The 13,177-nt window shown below is 62.4% G+C and carries 14 protein-coding genes and 1 pseudogene; 7 read left to right on the forward strand and 8 right to left on the reverse strand.

The window, feature by feature from the left end:
- Positions 1 to 28: 28 nt before the first annotated feature.
- Both NKH95_RS16185 and NKH95_RS16190 read right to left on the reverse strand, forming a co-directional pair.
- Positions 29 to 334 (reverse strand): hypothetical protein, encoded by a 306-nt coding sequence (locus tag NKH95_RS16185; protein ID WP_128303874.1) that lies wholly within the window; start codon positions 332 to 334, stop codon positions 29 to 31.
- Positions 335 to 875: 541 nt separating this feature from the next.
- Positions 876 to 1,079, reverse strand: a complete 204-nt coding sequence (locus NKH95_RS16190; RefSeq protein WP_023809505.1) for a CsbD family protein — start codon at positions 1,077 to 1,079, stop codon at positions 876 to 878.
- A gap of 63 nt (positions 1,080 to 1,142) precedes the next feature.
- Between NKH95_RS16190 and NKH95_RS16195 the strand changes: the two genes are divergently transcribed.
- The gene (locus NKH95_RS16195; protein ID WP_352610931.1) at positions 1,143 to 1,568 is read left to right on the forward strand and encodes a Rossmann-fold NAD(P)-binding domain-containing protein; all 426 of its coding nucleotides are present in this window, start codon (positions 1,143 to 1,145) and stop codon (positions 1,566 to 1,568) included.
- A 127-nt stretch (positions 1,569 to 1,695) separates the two neighbouring features.
- Here NKH95_RS16195 and NKH95_RS16200 read toward each other — a convergent pair whose 3' ends face one another.
- From NKH95_RS16200 to NKH95_RS16230, 6 genes and pseudogenes are all read right to left on the reverse strand, one after another.
- Complete coding sequence (locus NKH95_RS16200; RefSeq protein WP_023809507.1) at positions 1,696 to 2,424, reverse strand: ABC transporter ATP-binding protein; 729 nt, start codon at positions 2,422 to 2,424, stop codon at positions 1,696 to 1,698.
- Complete coding sequence (locus tag NKH95_RS16205; protein WP_352753467.1) at positions 2,424 to 3,188, reverse strand: ABC transporter ATP-binding protein; 765 nt, start codon at positions 3,186 to 3,188, stop codon at positions 2,424 to 2,426. The genes NKH95_RS16200 and NKH95_RS16205 overlap by 1 nt, the downstream gene beginning before the upstream one ends.
- A gap of 357 nt (positions 3,189 to 3,545) precedes the next feature.
- Positions 3,546 to 4,148: pseudogene (locus tag NKH95_RS16215) on the reverse strand (branched-chain amino acid ABC transporter permease); the annotation flags it as partial.
- A complete protein-coding gene (locus NKH95_RS16220; protein WP_023809510.1) occupies positions 4,148 to 5,059 on the reverse strand; it encodes a branched-chain amino acid ABC transporter permease in 912 nt (303 codons plus the stop codon). The gene NKH95_RS16220 and the pseudogene NKH95_RS16215, both read right to left, overlap by 1 nt.
- 118 nt (positions 5,060 to 5,177) lie before the next feature.
- Positions 5,178 to 6,296 carry a branched-chain amino acid ABC transporter substrate-binding protein gene (locus tag NKH95_RS16225; RefSeq protein ID WP_245273099.1) on the reverse strand — a complete coding sequence of 373 codons (1,119 nt, stop codon included), beginning with the start codon at positions 6,294 to 6,296 and terminating at the stop codon, positions 5,178 to 5,180.
- A gap of 147 nt (positions 6,297 to 6,443) precedes the next feature.
- Positions 6,444 to 7,079: an RraA family protein gene (locus NKH95_RS16230; protein ID WP_023809512.1), complete on the reverse strand. Its 636-nt coding sequence runs from the start codon at positions 7,077 to 7,079 to the stop codon at positions 6,444 to 6,446.
- A 238-nt stretch (positions 7,080 to 7,317) separates the two neighbouring features.
- On the opposite strand from NKH95_RS16230, the gene NKH95_RS16235 reads away from it, so the two are divergent.
- The 6 genes from NKH95_RS16235 to NKH95_RS16260 are packed head-to-tail and all read left to right on the forward strand — an operon-like array spanning position 7,318 to position 13,038.
- Positions 7,318 to 8,094: an SDR family NAD(P)-dependent oxidoreductase gene (locus tag NKH95_RS16235; RefSeq protein ID WP_023809514.1), complete on the forward strand. Its 777-nt coding sequence runs from the start codon at positions 7,318 to 7,320 to the stop codon at positions 8,092 to 8,094.
- A 6-nt stretch (positions 8,095 to 8,100) separates the two neighbouring features.
- On the forward strand, positions 8,101 to 8,763 hold the full coding sequence (pxpB, locus tag NKH95_RS16240; protein WP_352892030.1) for a 5-oxoprolinase subunit PxpB: 663 nt from the start codon (positions 8,101 to 8,103) through the stop codon (positions 8,761 to 8,763).
- The gene (locus NKH95_RS16245; RefSeq protein WP_023809516.1) at positions 8,760 to 9,740 is read left to right on the forward strand and encodes a 5-oxoprolinase subunit C family protein; all 981 of its coding nucleotides are present in this window, start codon (positions 8,760 to 8,762) and stop codon (positions 9,738 to 9,740) included. The genes pxpB and NKH95_RS16245 overlap by 4 nt, the downstream gene beginning before the upstream one ends.
- Positions 9,737 to 10,900 carry an epoxide hydrolase family protein gene (locus tag NKH95_RS16250; RefSeq protein WP_023809517.1) on the forward strand — a complete coding sequence of 388 codons (1,164 nt, stop codon included), beginning with the start codon at positions 9,737 to 9,739 and terminating at the stop codon, positions 10,898 to 10,900. The genes NKH95_RS16245 and NKH95_RS16250 overlap by 4 nt, the downstream gene beginning before the upstream one ends.
- Positions 10,901 to 10,938: 38 nt before the next feature.
- Positions 10,939 to 11,970 carry an Ldh family oxidoreductase gene (locus tag NKH95_RS16255; RefSeq protein WP_352892040.1) on the forward strand — a complete coding sequence of 344 codons (1,032 nt, stop codon included), beginning with the start codon at positions 10,939 to 10,941 and terminating at the stop codon, positions 11,968 to 11,970.
- A 42-nt stretch (positions 11,971 to 12,012) separates the two neighbouring features.
- Entirely contained in the window at positions 12,013 to 13,038 is a 1,026-nt protein-coding gene (locus NKH95_RS16260; RefSeq protein WP_023809519.1) for a proline racemase family protein, read from the forward strand.
- The last annotated feature ends 139 nt before the right edge of the window (positions 13,039 to 13,177 follow it).

Below are 13,177 nucleotides of genomic sequence, written 5' to 3' on the forward strand. Positions count from 1 at the left end.
ATGTCCGGCAGCGCTCCGAGGCACCAATCTATTTGTTGCAGTTCTGCACATTCGACGTTGTCGTGCCGGAGGCGGTGTTTGTGTCGGTATCATTGCCCGCGGCGTCCTTGCAGCGGTCGCTCATGCCGTTCGGGGTGGTTGTCGAATTTGTTGCGTTCGGGTCAACGGGGGTTGTCGAAGTACCGGAACCGGAACCGGCGGTACCATTGGCATCATTCGTGGTTCCGGGCGTCGTGCCCGAACCGCTGTTGGAGCTTGAACCGTTCGACTGCGCCATTGCCGATGTGGCCAATGTGAGCGCGAGCACAGCGGTGGAGAGAAGTTTGACAATCATGGTGGATCTCCTAGTTGTGTACCGCCACCAAACCAATCCTTTGCTGATAGTTCCCGGCGAAATCGTGTTCAGCGAAATTCCTGTGAAACGGTTTCAGGCTAACGCAGACTGTTAGCCGCGCGACGGCAGTCTGTATAAGCGCCGCTTGTTGCGCCGTCCGGCCGCGGAAGCAGCGCCAGCCGCATATCCTCGCCAAACACATCGTCGCTCACTGGTGGCCGCTGCAAGCGCCCTCAAACGCCCGATCATCCCTGGATCGTGCAGGAAACAGCTCAATCATCGCAACGAAAATCACACCAACGGGCCGAACACGAATGTAGCAAGCAGAACAAGGAAAATCACAGCGATAACTGCGACCGCCCACATGACAATCCTTCTTGTCCCCCGTTGCTCTTGCTTGCGAGAGATATCTTCTGACACAGTACGAAATCCTTGCTGCAAAATTCAACTGACGATAAGGCTCGGCGCCTGCATGGCCCGGACCTGCCGAATTGGCACCCGGGCCGCGTCTTGGAGTTGGCCGCAGCCGGGGCTCACACGCCTACCAGCCCTGCCGACCGTACCAGTCATCGATATCGCGCCGCACACGGTCCTTTTCGAGGCCGTAACGCTCCTGGATCTTGCCTTCGAGTTGATCGCGCTTGCCGGCGATGCGGTCAAGGTCATCATCCGTGAGTTTACCCCACTGCTCCTTGACCTTGCCTTTCACCTGTTTCCAGTTTCCTTCCACGCGGTTCCAGTCCATGACACCGTTCTCCTTCGGTTTGAAAACGTCTAACCTCGGAGAGCAAACGCAAATCAACGACGGATGTTCCTGGAACTCGACAGCAAGGCGCTTGTCTTGCTCTCACAGGCCGCGATCCATTCCTTTACGCTCAGTCTGCGTCATCAATTGAGGTCGAGCGGAATTCGGGTGGTGGAGATGGCTCCGCCAATTGTCGATACCGGTCTCGTTGGCAGCACCCGCAGCGGAGGAACAGCCAACCGTATGATGGTCAGTCCGGACGAATTCGCCACCGAGGCGCTGCGCATTCGAAGCGGACAAGGACGAGGTGCTTGTCGGTATTTTGGCCCATACGCGCCGGATGGGCGAAGCTTTGTTCGAGCGGATGAACAATCACTCCTGAGCCATTATGGGATCGCCGTCGCGGTTGCGGCAATCCGCTGGTTTCCGTGCGTCCCTCGAGGTTTTGTCAGCTATGTCCCCGGGGTCGGAACACAGACTGGATGGTAGGCCCGGAAGGTCAACGTTTCTACAGAATCAACTCGTTGTGGCTGATCCCACTCCTGCAAGGCGGGCAAATCATGGACTGGAGCGGCGGCCTCATTCTGTAAAATCCGGGCGTTGGCAGCTTTGCCAGCTAAGCAGCGACGCCACCTAAATAGGCGCTGATAACCGCTTCATTGCTCGCGAGATCGCTGCCTGGTCCCTCAAGAACAACGCGTCCGGCCTTGAGAACGTAGCCGTAGTCGGCGAATTTCAAGGCGACTTTGCTATTCTGCTCCACAAGCAGAATGGTCACGCCTTCACGATTGAGGCGCTGCACGATGTTCATGACTTCCTTGATCAGTTGCGGCGCCAGACCCATGGAAGGCTCATCGAGCAACAGCACCTTGGGCGCGGCCATGAGGGCTCTGCCGATCGCCAGCATCTGCTGCTCGCCTCCCGAGAGGTTCCTTGCATCGCCATTCTGTCTGCGCGCCAGGATGGGGAAGAGCTCAAAAACATGATCCAGCCGCCGCCGGCGCTCGACGTCGTCGGCAAGCGTGAACGAGCCCAGGTCGAGGTTCTCCCTGATCGTCATGTCGCCGAAAATACGCCTTCCCTCCGGGACGTGGACGAGCCCGCGATGCGGCAGGCGATGGGCAGGGACTTTGGTTATGTCCTCGCCCAGGAAGCGGACACATCCGGAGGATGCGGCAACAAGGCCGGACAGCGTGCGCAGGGTGGTGCTCTTGCCCGCACCATTCGCGCCAAGCAGGGCGACGATCTGGCCGCGCTTGACCGAAAGGCTGACACCATGAAGGGCTTCGATGCCGTCATAGCGTGCGACGATGCGGTCCGCGGAAAGAACGATTTCGGCGTCCATCAGTCCTCCGTACCGAGATAGGCTTCGATGACCCTGGGGTCTTTTCGCACGGCCTCCGGCGGTCCGTCGGCGATCTTCTGCCCATAGTCGAACACCACGATCTTCTCCGACACCTGCATGACCAGGCCCATATCGTGCTCGATCAGCAGGACGGTGACACCGGTTTCGTCACGGATGCGGCGGATCAGGTGAGCAAGGTCCAGCTTCTCGCGCTCGTTCAGGCCGGCGGCGGGCTCGTCCAGCAGGATGAGCTCGGGCGCCGACGCCAGGGCTCTTGCGAGTTCGAGCCGCCGTTGATCGCCATAGGAAAGACCACCGGCACGGCGATGCGCATGCTGCTCGATGCCGACAAAATCGAGCCAGCGCATGCCAGCCGCGCGGATCGTCTCCTCCTCGCGCCGCTGTGCCGGCAAGTGCAGGATCGCCGACATGATGCCGTGGCGGCTGCGGCAATGCTGGCCGGACATGGCGTTTTCCAGAACGGTCATTTCCTTGAACAGCCGGATGTTCTGGAACGTGCGGGCGAGGCCGAGCGCGGTGATGCGATGCGGCGGCAAGCCGGTGATTGGCCGGCCGCCCAGACTGATCGAGCCGCCCTTCGGCTTGTAGAAGCCGGTCAGGCAATTGAAGAGTGATGTCTTGCCGGCCCCGTTCGGCCCGATAAGACTGTTGATGGCGCCTTTCTCAACCGAGAACGAAATGTCGTGAAGGACTTTCAGTCCTCCGAAACTGAGACGCAGGTCGCGGACTTCCAGCAGCGCCATGGTCAAACTCGCTTGTCCGGCCACAGCCCGTTCGGCCTGAAGAGCATGATTGCCAGCAGCGCAACCGCGGTCACCAGGGGACGATAGGTTCCCGCGCCGCGCAGCACCTCCGGAAGCAGGGCCACGAGAACAGCACCAAGGACGACGCCGGGAATGCGGCCCATGCCGCCCAGGACGACGCCGAGAAGGATGAGCAGCGATTGGTTGAAGGTGAAACTCTCCGGCGAGATGGCCGTCATCTTGGCTGCGTAGAGGCATCCGGCCACGGAAGCGATCACAGCGCCCATCATAGGCTTGCAGCTTGGCCGTGACACGGTTGATGCCGATGCCAGCGGCGGCGTCCTCATCGTAGCGAACGTAGAACCAGGCTCGTCCCATTCGCGATCGCTCGACGCTCAGACAGACGAAGGCGGTGAGAAGCGCAAGCACCAGGAACGCATAGTAGAAGTGCTGCACCTGCATCAGCCTGAAGCCGAATATCTCCGGGCGCTCGATGCCGATGAGTCCGCTCGCGCCACCGGTGATGTCGAGGTTGCGGGCGATGATGCGCACGATTTCGCCGAAGCCCAGCGTCACGATCGCCAGATAGTCGCTGCGCAATCTCAATGTCGGAGCCCCGATGATGATGCCGGCCACGCAGGCGGCGACCATGGCGACCGGGATGGTAAGCCAGAAATTGAACCCGAATTCCGCGGTCAGGATGCCTGATGTGTAGGCGCCGACCGCGAAGAAGGCGGCGTAGCCGAGATCGAGCAGGCCTGCATAGCCGACGACAACGTTGAGGCCGAGGCACAGAACGACATAGAGCAGCGCCGTGGTTGCCACCTCCGTCACATAGGCGTTGGCGAATTGCGGCAACACCAGCGCGCAGGTGAGCGCCGCCAGGCCGGGCAGCACGACGGACCAGCGCATCAATTGCGGTTGCCCGGCGGTCGGCATGGTTCTCACTTCGTCGGTCATCACACCCGCTCCACGACAGAGCGTCCAAGAAGGCCGGTCGGCTTGAACACAAGGAACAGGATCAGGGTCCCGAACACGAAGACGTCACGCCACTCCGAGCCGACGAAGGGCAAGGACGAACCGAAAGCTTCGAGCAGGCCGAGCAGCAATCCGCCGAGCATGGCGCCCGGCACGCTGCCGATCCCACCTATGACCGCGGCGGTGAAGGCCTTGAGCCCCATGATGAAGCCCATGAAGAAATGGACACTGCCATAATAGGCGCCGGCCATGACCCCGCCGCCGGCAGCGAGCGCCGAGCCCATGAAGAAGGTCAAGGCGATCACCCGGTCGACATCGATGCCCATCAGGCGGCTCGCCCCCATGTCGATGGACACGGCGCGCATCGCCTTGCCGTACATGGTGCGTGAGACAAAGGCCTGCATGCCGGCCATAAGAGCGATGGAGGCGGCCACCAGCACCATCTGCGTGTAGGTGATGTGAACGGTGGAAATATCCACGCCGGCAAAACCGAGGTCCGTGTTGAAGGCGTAATGCCGCCCGCCTGTCAGGGCGAGTGCCGTGCCGTTCAGCACCATCGACGCGCCGAGCGCCGTGATGAGGATGGAGAGGCGCGGCGCATTGCGCATCGGCCTGTAGGCGAAGCGTTCGATGATGACGCCGAGCAAGCCGACAGCCAGCATCGACACAAGCAGGGCGCAGACCACGCCCAGCCAGCCATTGCCGACCCATATGCCGACGAAGGAGAACACGATGAGGCCGACGAAGGCGCCGTTCATGTAGATGTCGCCATGGGCGAAATTCAGGAGCTTGATGACGCCGAAGACCATGCTGTAGCCAAGCGCGATCAGGGCATAGAACGAGCCGACGATAAGACCGTTCACCAGTTGCTGAATAAGCAGGTCGAGCGTCATTGATGCTCCAGGGCAGAATTGAAAAAGTCTTGTCTGAGCGCAGCGTCGGCACACCAGACAATCGGCGGTGACGCCGAGGCCGCCACAAGGCCTGCCTCGGCGTCAATCCGGTTGGCCTTTATTCGGCTACCCACTTGCCGCCCTTGGCGATCACCGGGCGGAAATTCGAGGTCTGGAGCGTGTTCTTGTCGGTGAACTTGATTTCACCAGCAAGGCCCTTGAAGTCGCTCGCCTTGAGCGCCTCGATGATCGCTTTCTGATCCGCCGACTTGGCCCGCGTGATCGCATCGACGATCAGGTCGCCCACATCGTGGGAGAGCGCCGCATAGGCGCCGGCGTCGCGGCCATAGGTTTCCTTGTACTTGGCCTTGAAGTCGGCGGCGCCGGACAAGAGGTCGACAGTCGGGGGAGACAACAGGTACACGCCCTCACCGGCCGACCCGGCGATCTCCAGATATTCCGGTGAATTGTTGCCGTCGCCCAGCACAATGCCGCCCTGGAACCCGGCCTGCCGGAGCTGCTTGGTGAGCAGGGCGCCACCGGCATGATATGCGGTCCAGAAGACAGCGTCGGCGCCGCTCGATTTGATCTTGGTGACGACCGCCGAATAGTCCTGCTCGCCGGCCGTGGTGGTCTCCTTGGCGGCAATTTCGCCGCCTGCGCTCTTGAAGGCTTCGGCGGTCAGCTTGGCCAAGTCGGACGAATAGGCATCGCCTTCGTCCACGACCGCGATCTTCTTGTAGCCGTTCTTCTTGAAGAGCTCGACGGCTGTCGTCGCCTGCATGTCACCGGTTGAATTGGCTAGGAAGGCATTGCCCTGATTGGCGGCGACCAGCTTGGTCGAGTTCGCTCCGATGATGACGAATGGAATGCCGGCGTCACCATAGATCTTCAATGTCGGCAAGACGGCGCCCGAGCAGTAGCCGCCGACGATGGCGGTCACGCCTTCCGAGACAAGCTTGCTGCCTGCGGTCACCGCCTGCTGCGGATCGCAGGCGTCGTCGGCGGTAGTGGTGATGATCTTGTCGCCGTTGACGCCGCCTTTGGCGTTGACGGCATCGATCGCCATCTTCACGGCGTTCTCCATATCCTGCCCCTCACTGGCCAGTTGGCCAGTCATGGGGGCCACAATGCCGATCTTGATGTCGGCAGCCGCGGCCATCGTGGTCATAGCCAGCCCGGCAAGGGCGGTGGCACAAGCAAGCCTCTTGGCAAGCCTCTTGAAGGAAACAACCATTAATTCTCTCCATTTCCCCTGTTGGCGCATCCAGGCGGCGTGCCCGAAATGCATTGTTTCGCCCCTCGGTTAGCTGCGGAGCGGTTATGTTGAGCAAGATCGCTAGCCGGCCACGCGATTTGTCACCCGCAGGCTCTGATCCGCCGATCAGTGACTGCCGCCGGCAGCCCGGGCATAGGCTCCCTGGTAGCGGTTCTCCCGGATGCTCTGCATGATCTCGGCCTCACGCGCTTCTTGCGCCCTGACGGCGGCCAGCAAAGCCGCGGCATCTTCGATTGGAAATGCCACGACGCCATCCTCGTCACCCACGACGATGTCGCCGGGACCGACGACCATGCCGCCTATGCAGACGGGAACATTTATGGCTCCCGGACCATCCTTGTAAGGTCCGAGATGGATGGCCGACCGTGCGAAGCATGGAAACGGATTGCGGCCGATGGCACCGGCATCGCGAATGGCGCCGTCGATGACAATGCCTGCGGCGCCGCGCGACGCCGCGACACTTGTCATGATCTCGCCGACCAGCGCGCGTCCTTCATACCCGCCGCCATCGACGACGATGACGTCTCCGGGCTGCAACAGATCGAGCGCACGATGGATGAACTGGTTGTCGCCGGGGCGGGTCCTGACCGTCAGCGCCCTCCCCGCCATGACGCCGCCCACCCGGTGAAATGGCCGCAACCCGACAGCCCCGGGGACACGGGCGAGATTGTCGCTGATCAACGGCGTCGCCAGAGCGCGGAACGCGTCGATCAGTTCGCTTTCCTGTGATCCATCCGCCATCGTCTGCACTCCCCGTCGTCGGCACCTTTATGAATATAGTATCCAATCACAATTAATTCAGTGGAGTCAACCGGCTTGCAATGGTCGGCAGAAAAAAGCCAAAGCAGCCCATAAACGCCGCCACTCGGGCAAACATGACCGCAAAGGCCCACCCGTCCGGGCTTGCAATGGCGGCAAAGTTCAAGATAGATTGGATAACATATCCATAAAAGCCATGATTGTAAAAAGGGAATTGGCTGTGAAGCATGCAGGAAAAGTCGTGATCGTTACCGGGGCGGCACAAGGCCTGGGCCTTGCCTGCGCCGAGCGCTTTCATGCCGATGGCGCCAAGGTTGTGCTTGTCGACGTGCAGGCCGATCGCGGGCGCGAGCATGCCGAACGTCTTGGTGAGCGTGCCGCCTGGCTATCGGCGGATCTCTCCGAATGCACGCAGGAAATGGCAGCCGATGTTGTTGCCAAGGCCACAGAGCGATTCGGCGGTGTCGACGTCCTCATCAACAATGCCGGCATCATCCATCTGGACGATTTCGTCGACTTCCCCGAGGAAGCCTTCGACCTGGTTCAGCGCGTCAATCTCAAGGCGCCCTTCCTTCTCGGGCAGGCCGCGGCAAGGGCCATGATCGCGCAGGGACGCGGCGGCTCGATCATCAACATGTCGTCGATCAACGCCATCCTGGCCATTCCCAATTCCGTCGCCTATGCCGTGTCCAAGGGTGGCATCAAGCAATTGACGGCGGTGATGGCCGTCGGATTGATCCCGCATAACATCCGCGTCAACGCCATCGGCCCCGGCACCATCCTGACCGACATGGTCAAGAGTTCGGTCATGGCCAGCGAAGCGCAGCGCCAGACCATCCTGTCGCGCACGCCGAGCGGCCGCTGTGGCGAACCTTCGGAGATCGCCAGCGTCGCATCCTTCCTGGCCAGCGACGACGCTTCCTACATCGTCGGCCAGACCATCTATCCGGATGGCGGTCGCCTGATCCTGAACTATACGGTGCCGGTGAAGGACTGACCGCCCATGGTTGTCGGTACGCCTCACATCAGTCTTGCGGGATCGGGCGCGCTGCTGCTCGATGGCGTGCAGGGGGCTTTCAGCGATGCCACCCAGGAACTGGTCTGGGCGGTGGCGAATGCCGCGCTGCGCCTAGAGGGGGTGCGCGAGGCCGTTCCCGGCATGAACAACCTGCTGGTGGTGTTTGACCCACTCGCTACGGACGCCCACAGCGTCACGGGTCAGCTGATGTCGCTCTGGGCTTGCACCGATGCCCACGCGGTGACCGGCACGCATCATACCATTCCCGTCAGTTATGGCGGCGCGCGCGGCGAGGATCTCGCCGGCTGGGCCGCACATTGCGGCATGTCTGTCGACGAGACCGTCAGCCGCCACGCGGCGGCCACCTACACCGTCGCCGCCATCGGCGCCATGCCGGGCTTTCCCTATCTGTCCGGTCTCGACCCGCTGCTTGCCTGGGCAAGGCGCCGCACGCCTCGCCTCAAAGTCACTGAGGGCGCCGTCATCATTGGTGGCGCGCAGGCGGGTATCATGCCGATGACTGCGCCTTCCGGATGGCACATAATCGGCCATACCGACGTGAAGCTGTTCAAGGCCGAAGCGGAATTGCCCGTGCTGCTCAGGCCCGGAGACAAAATCCGATTCGCAATCGCAGAGATCGAGGCATGATCGAGATCCTCACCACCGGCTTGCCGAACACGGTCCAGGATCTCGGCCGGCCCGGTCATCTGGCGCTGGGGGTCAGCCATGGCGGCGCCATGGACAGGCAGGCGCTGGCGATCGCCAATCTCATGCTGGGCAATGACCCCTCGGCTGCCGGGATCGAGGTCGCGCTTCATCCGTTCCGGCTGCGCGTGCATATCGACACCGCCGTCGCCATCACCGGCGCGGATTGCGCCGTCAGCGTCGGCGATCGGCCCTGTCCACCCTGGTGGGCCATGACGATCCGCGCCGGCGAGACCCTAGTCCTCGAAACCCCGCGCATCGGTGCTCGTTCCTACATCGCCTTTGCCGGCGGGCTCGATCTGCCGTCCGTCATGGGGTCGCGCGCGACGGATGTGAAAGGCGGTTTCGGCGGTTTCGCCGGACGCGGTCTGTCCCGCGGTGACCGGCTTGCGCTCAACCCTGCGCAATGCCGCCTTCCCGCGGGCGGCATCGGCGCAGCGCTGGAAGAGCGGCGAGGCGCGGCGGACGGCTTGGCCTCGGCAATCGAATTGCGGGTTTTGCCGGCCGCCGAGTTCGACGCCTTCAGGCCGGAGGCCCAGGCGGCTTTCACCGGCAGCGAATGGAGCATCACCAACGACGCCAACCGTATGGGATATCGCCTTGCCGGGGCGACGCTTTCCCTCCTCTCGCCGCTGGAATTGCTGTCCCACGGCATCGTGCCGGGAACTGTTCAAGTGCCGCCGTCCGGCCAGCCGATCATCCAACTTGCCGATGCCAACACCTGCGGCGGCTATCCGAAGATCGCCACGGTGATCGAAGCCGATTTCTGGCGGCTGGCGCAAGCGCCGGTCGGCGCTCGCCTACGTTTCTTGCCGGTCTCGATCGAAGCGTCGACAGAAGCGCTTCGCGCGAACCGGCAGCAAAGTCACGACTTTATCGCCGCCCGAAACCTTATGGCCGGCGAGCAGAGGGCTCCATGAAAATTCGCCCCTTCACCATCGAGATTGCCCAGTCTGAAATCGACGATTTGAAGAAGCGCATCTCGATCTGGCGCGAGCCGGACCAGTTGCAGGCAATAGGCTGGACGCAGGGAACGGAGCACGAGCAACTGCGCCGACTAATGCAACACTGGCGCACTGGCTTCGATTGGCGCAAGCAGGAAGCCGCCTGGAACATCCATCCGCACTACCAGACGGATATCGGCGGCGAAACCCTCCATTTCATCCATGCGCGCGCCGCTGTCGCAACCGGCAGAACGGTCATACTCACCCATGGCTGGCCAGGCAGCGTCTTCGAATTTCATGAGTTGATCCCGCTTCTGACCGACCCGCTTTCGCATGGCGGAAGACAGGAGGACGCCTTCAACGTCGTGGTCCCCTCGATTCCCGGCTATGGCTTTTCAAGCCGACCGACCAGGCCTGGTCTCAACCTGTTCACCGTCGCCGACCTTTGGGCCGAGTTGATGAGCCGTCTCGGCTACAAACGATATCTCGCGCAAGGTGGCGATCTGGGCGCCGGCGTGTCGACCTGCCTGGCGCACGCGCATCCAGACAGTCTCGCCGGGGTGCATCTGAACTTCATCCCCGGCTCATACTCACCTCCTCACGATCCAGGCCCGGATGGCGACCTAAGCTTGGAAGAACGCGCCTTCCTGGAACGGAAAGCCGAATGGGCGGATATTCATGGCGCCTATGCTCATATTCAAGCGACGCGCCCGCAAACGCTTGCCTATGGGCTGACGGATTCGCCGGTCGGACTGGCAGCGTGGATGATCGAGAAGTTCCGCGACTGGAGCGATTGCGATGGCGATCTGCCCAACGCCGCATTTTCGCGCGACGACATGCTCGCCAACATCTCGCTTTACTGGTTCACCCGGACCGTCGCTTCGTCGATGCGACTCTATTGGGAAACGCGCGCCCGTCCGCTTGCATTCGCGTCCGGCACAGCGATCAACGTCCCGCTTGCAGTGGCTTTGTTCCCCAAAGAGCTGCCGATGCCGCCCAGGAGTTGGGTCGAGCGCGTCTTCAAGGACATCCGCCAGTGGACAGCGATGCCGCGCGGTGGTCATTTCGCAGCCCTCGAGCAGCCCGCTTTGCTTGCACAGAATATAAGAGCCTTTGCCGGCGGTCTGGATTTTTAAAGGCAGCGTTTGCGCGCAGCCAAACCCGAAGGCCAGAAATGAACAATACCGCCCTCACCATCGATGCCTTGCATAAGCGCGTCGATGCAATTTTCCGCAAGGCCGGACTGAACCCCATCCAGGCCAGCGCCATCACACGGGTCATCGTCGCGGCGGAGCGCGATGCCTGCAAATCGCATGGTATCTACCGGATCGAAGGCGCGCTGCGAACGATCAAGGCAGGGAAGGTAAACCCAGACGCGGTGCCCGAACTGTTGCCGCAAGACGCTCCCGCCATTGTGAAAGTGGATGCGAAGCACGGCTTCGCCAACCCGGCCTTCGAACTGGGCCTGCCGGTGCTGGTCGAGCGGGCACGCTCCTGCGGCATCGCCGCGCTAGCGATCAACGATGCCGTGCATTTTTCCGCCCTTTGGGTGGAAGTCGAAGCCTTGACCCAGGCAGGCCTTGCCGGCCTGGCCATGTGCCCGAGCTATGCCACCGTCGCTCCGACCGGTGGCAACGGACCGTTGCTGGGCACCAATCCTTTTGCCTTTGGCTGGCCGCGTAAAGAGCAGCCTCCCTACGTTTTCGACTTCGCGACCTCGGTTGCCGCGCGCGGCGAGATCGAGCTCCACCGCCGGGCAGGCAAGAAGCTGCCGGAAGGCTGGGCCATGGATTCGGACGGCAGGCCAACGACCGATCCCGAAGCTGCCCTGGCGGGCGCCATGCTTCCCTTCGGCGGGCACAAAGGCTCCGCCATCGCGACGATGATCGAACTGCTCGCCGGGATCATGATCGGCGACCTGACCAGCCCCGGGGCGCTCGAGCTGCTTGGCACCACGACGCTTTATCCGTCGCACGGAGAGTTGGTCATCGCTTTCTCGCCGAAAGCCTTCGCCGCCGGCCGGCCCGGCAATCCGCTGGGCCGTGCTGAAGCGCTGTTCGAGGCGATCTTGGGCCAAGGTTCGCGCCTACCCTCGCAAAGGCGGTTCCTAGCCCGCGAGACGTCGGAGCGCGACGGTATCGTCCTCTCGCACCAGGAAATGGAACAACTCGATCGTTTTCTCGAACGGGGGCTCGACACGGTCTGAATCGGTATCGCCAGGGCCAAGATCAATCACTGGAGGAGAAAAATGCGCTGGACGAAAACATTCACGGTCGTCGGCTGCCATGCCGAGGGCGAAGTCGGCAATGTGATCACCGGAGGCGTCAAGGACGTTCCGGGCAAGACCATGTTCGAAAAGAAGGAGTATCTCGAAGCGCATATGGACGACATTCGTGGGCTGCTCTTGTTCGAGCCGCGCGGTGCGCCCTACGTCAACGGCAACATCATCCTGCCGCCTTGCGATCCCTCGGCGGATCTCGGTTACGTCATAATTGAAAGCACCGAATACCCGCCCATGTCGGGCTCCAACACCATCTGCGTCGCCACCGTGGCGCTGGAAACGGGCATGGTGCCGATGAAGGAACCCGAGACGCGGCTGCGCATGGAGGCGCCGGCCGGCATGATCGAGGTGCGCTGCCTCTGCGAGAACGGCAAGGTGAAGCAGGTGGAGTTCACCAATGTGCCGGCTTTCGCGTTCCACCTCGACACACCTGTCGAAGTCGAGGGGCTCGGCACGATCACCGTCGACACCTCCTATGGCGGCATGACTTTCGCCCATGTGAACGCGCGCGCACTGGGCTTTTCCATAACACCCGACGAGGCACACCAGATGTCGCTGATGGGCCAACGTATCAAGAAGGCGGCCAACGAACAGCTCGTTGTCGTGCATCCGGAGAACGCTAAGATCCGCGACGTGTCCAACGTGATTTTCGAAGGCCCGATCAAGCGCGTCGACGGTCGCGTGGAAAGCGTCAACGGCACGGTGTGTCTGCATGGCAGGCTCGACCGCTCGCCTACGGGCACCGGCACCACCGGGCGGCTGGCGGTGATGTCGGCAAAGGGGCAGATCGCCAAGGGAGAGCTGTTCCGCAACAAGTCGATCATCGGGACCCATTTCGATTCCCGGGTGATCGCCAATGCGCGCGTCGGCGATCGCGACGCTGTCGTGGTCACCATTGCCGGGCAGGCCTGGATTACCAGCATTGGCCAGTACGGCCTCGACCCGACAGACCCTTATCCACGAGGGCATCGCCTCAGCGACGTCTGGTTCTGAAACGGACGCGGGCGGGGCCCGAGGGCCCGCGCCGGAAACCGAAGGGGGGGGTTGGCGCCCGCGGGCCGGGCCAGGCGCCCCGAGGCGCAAAACCACGCCGGGGCAGGCCGGGGCGGGGGGCGCCCCCCCGCGGGGGGGT

The organism is Mesorhizobium sp. M0848 (genome assembly GCF_040319805.1).
Lineage (GTDB): Bacteria > Pseudomonadota > Alphaproteobacteria > Rhizobiales > Rhizobiaceae > Mesorhizobium.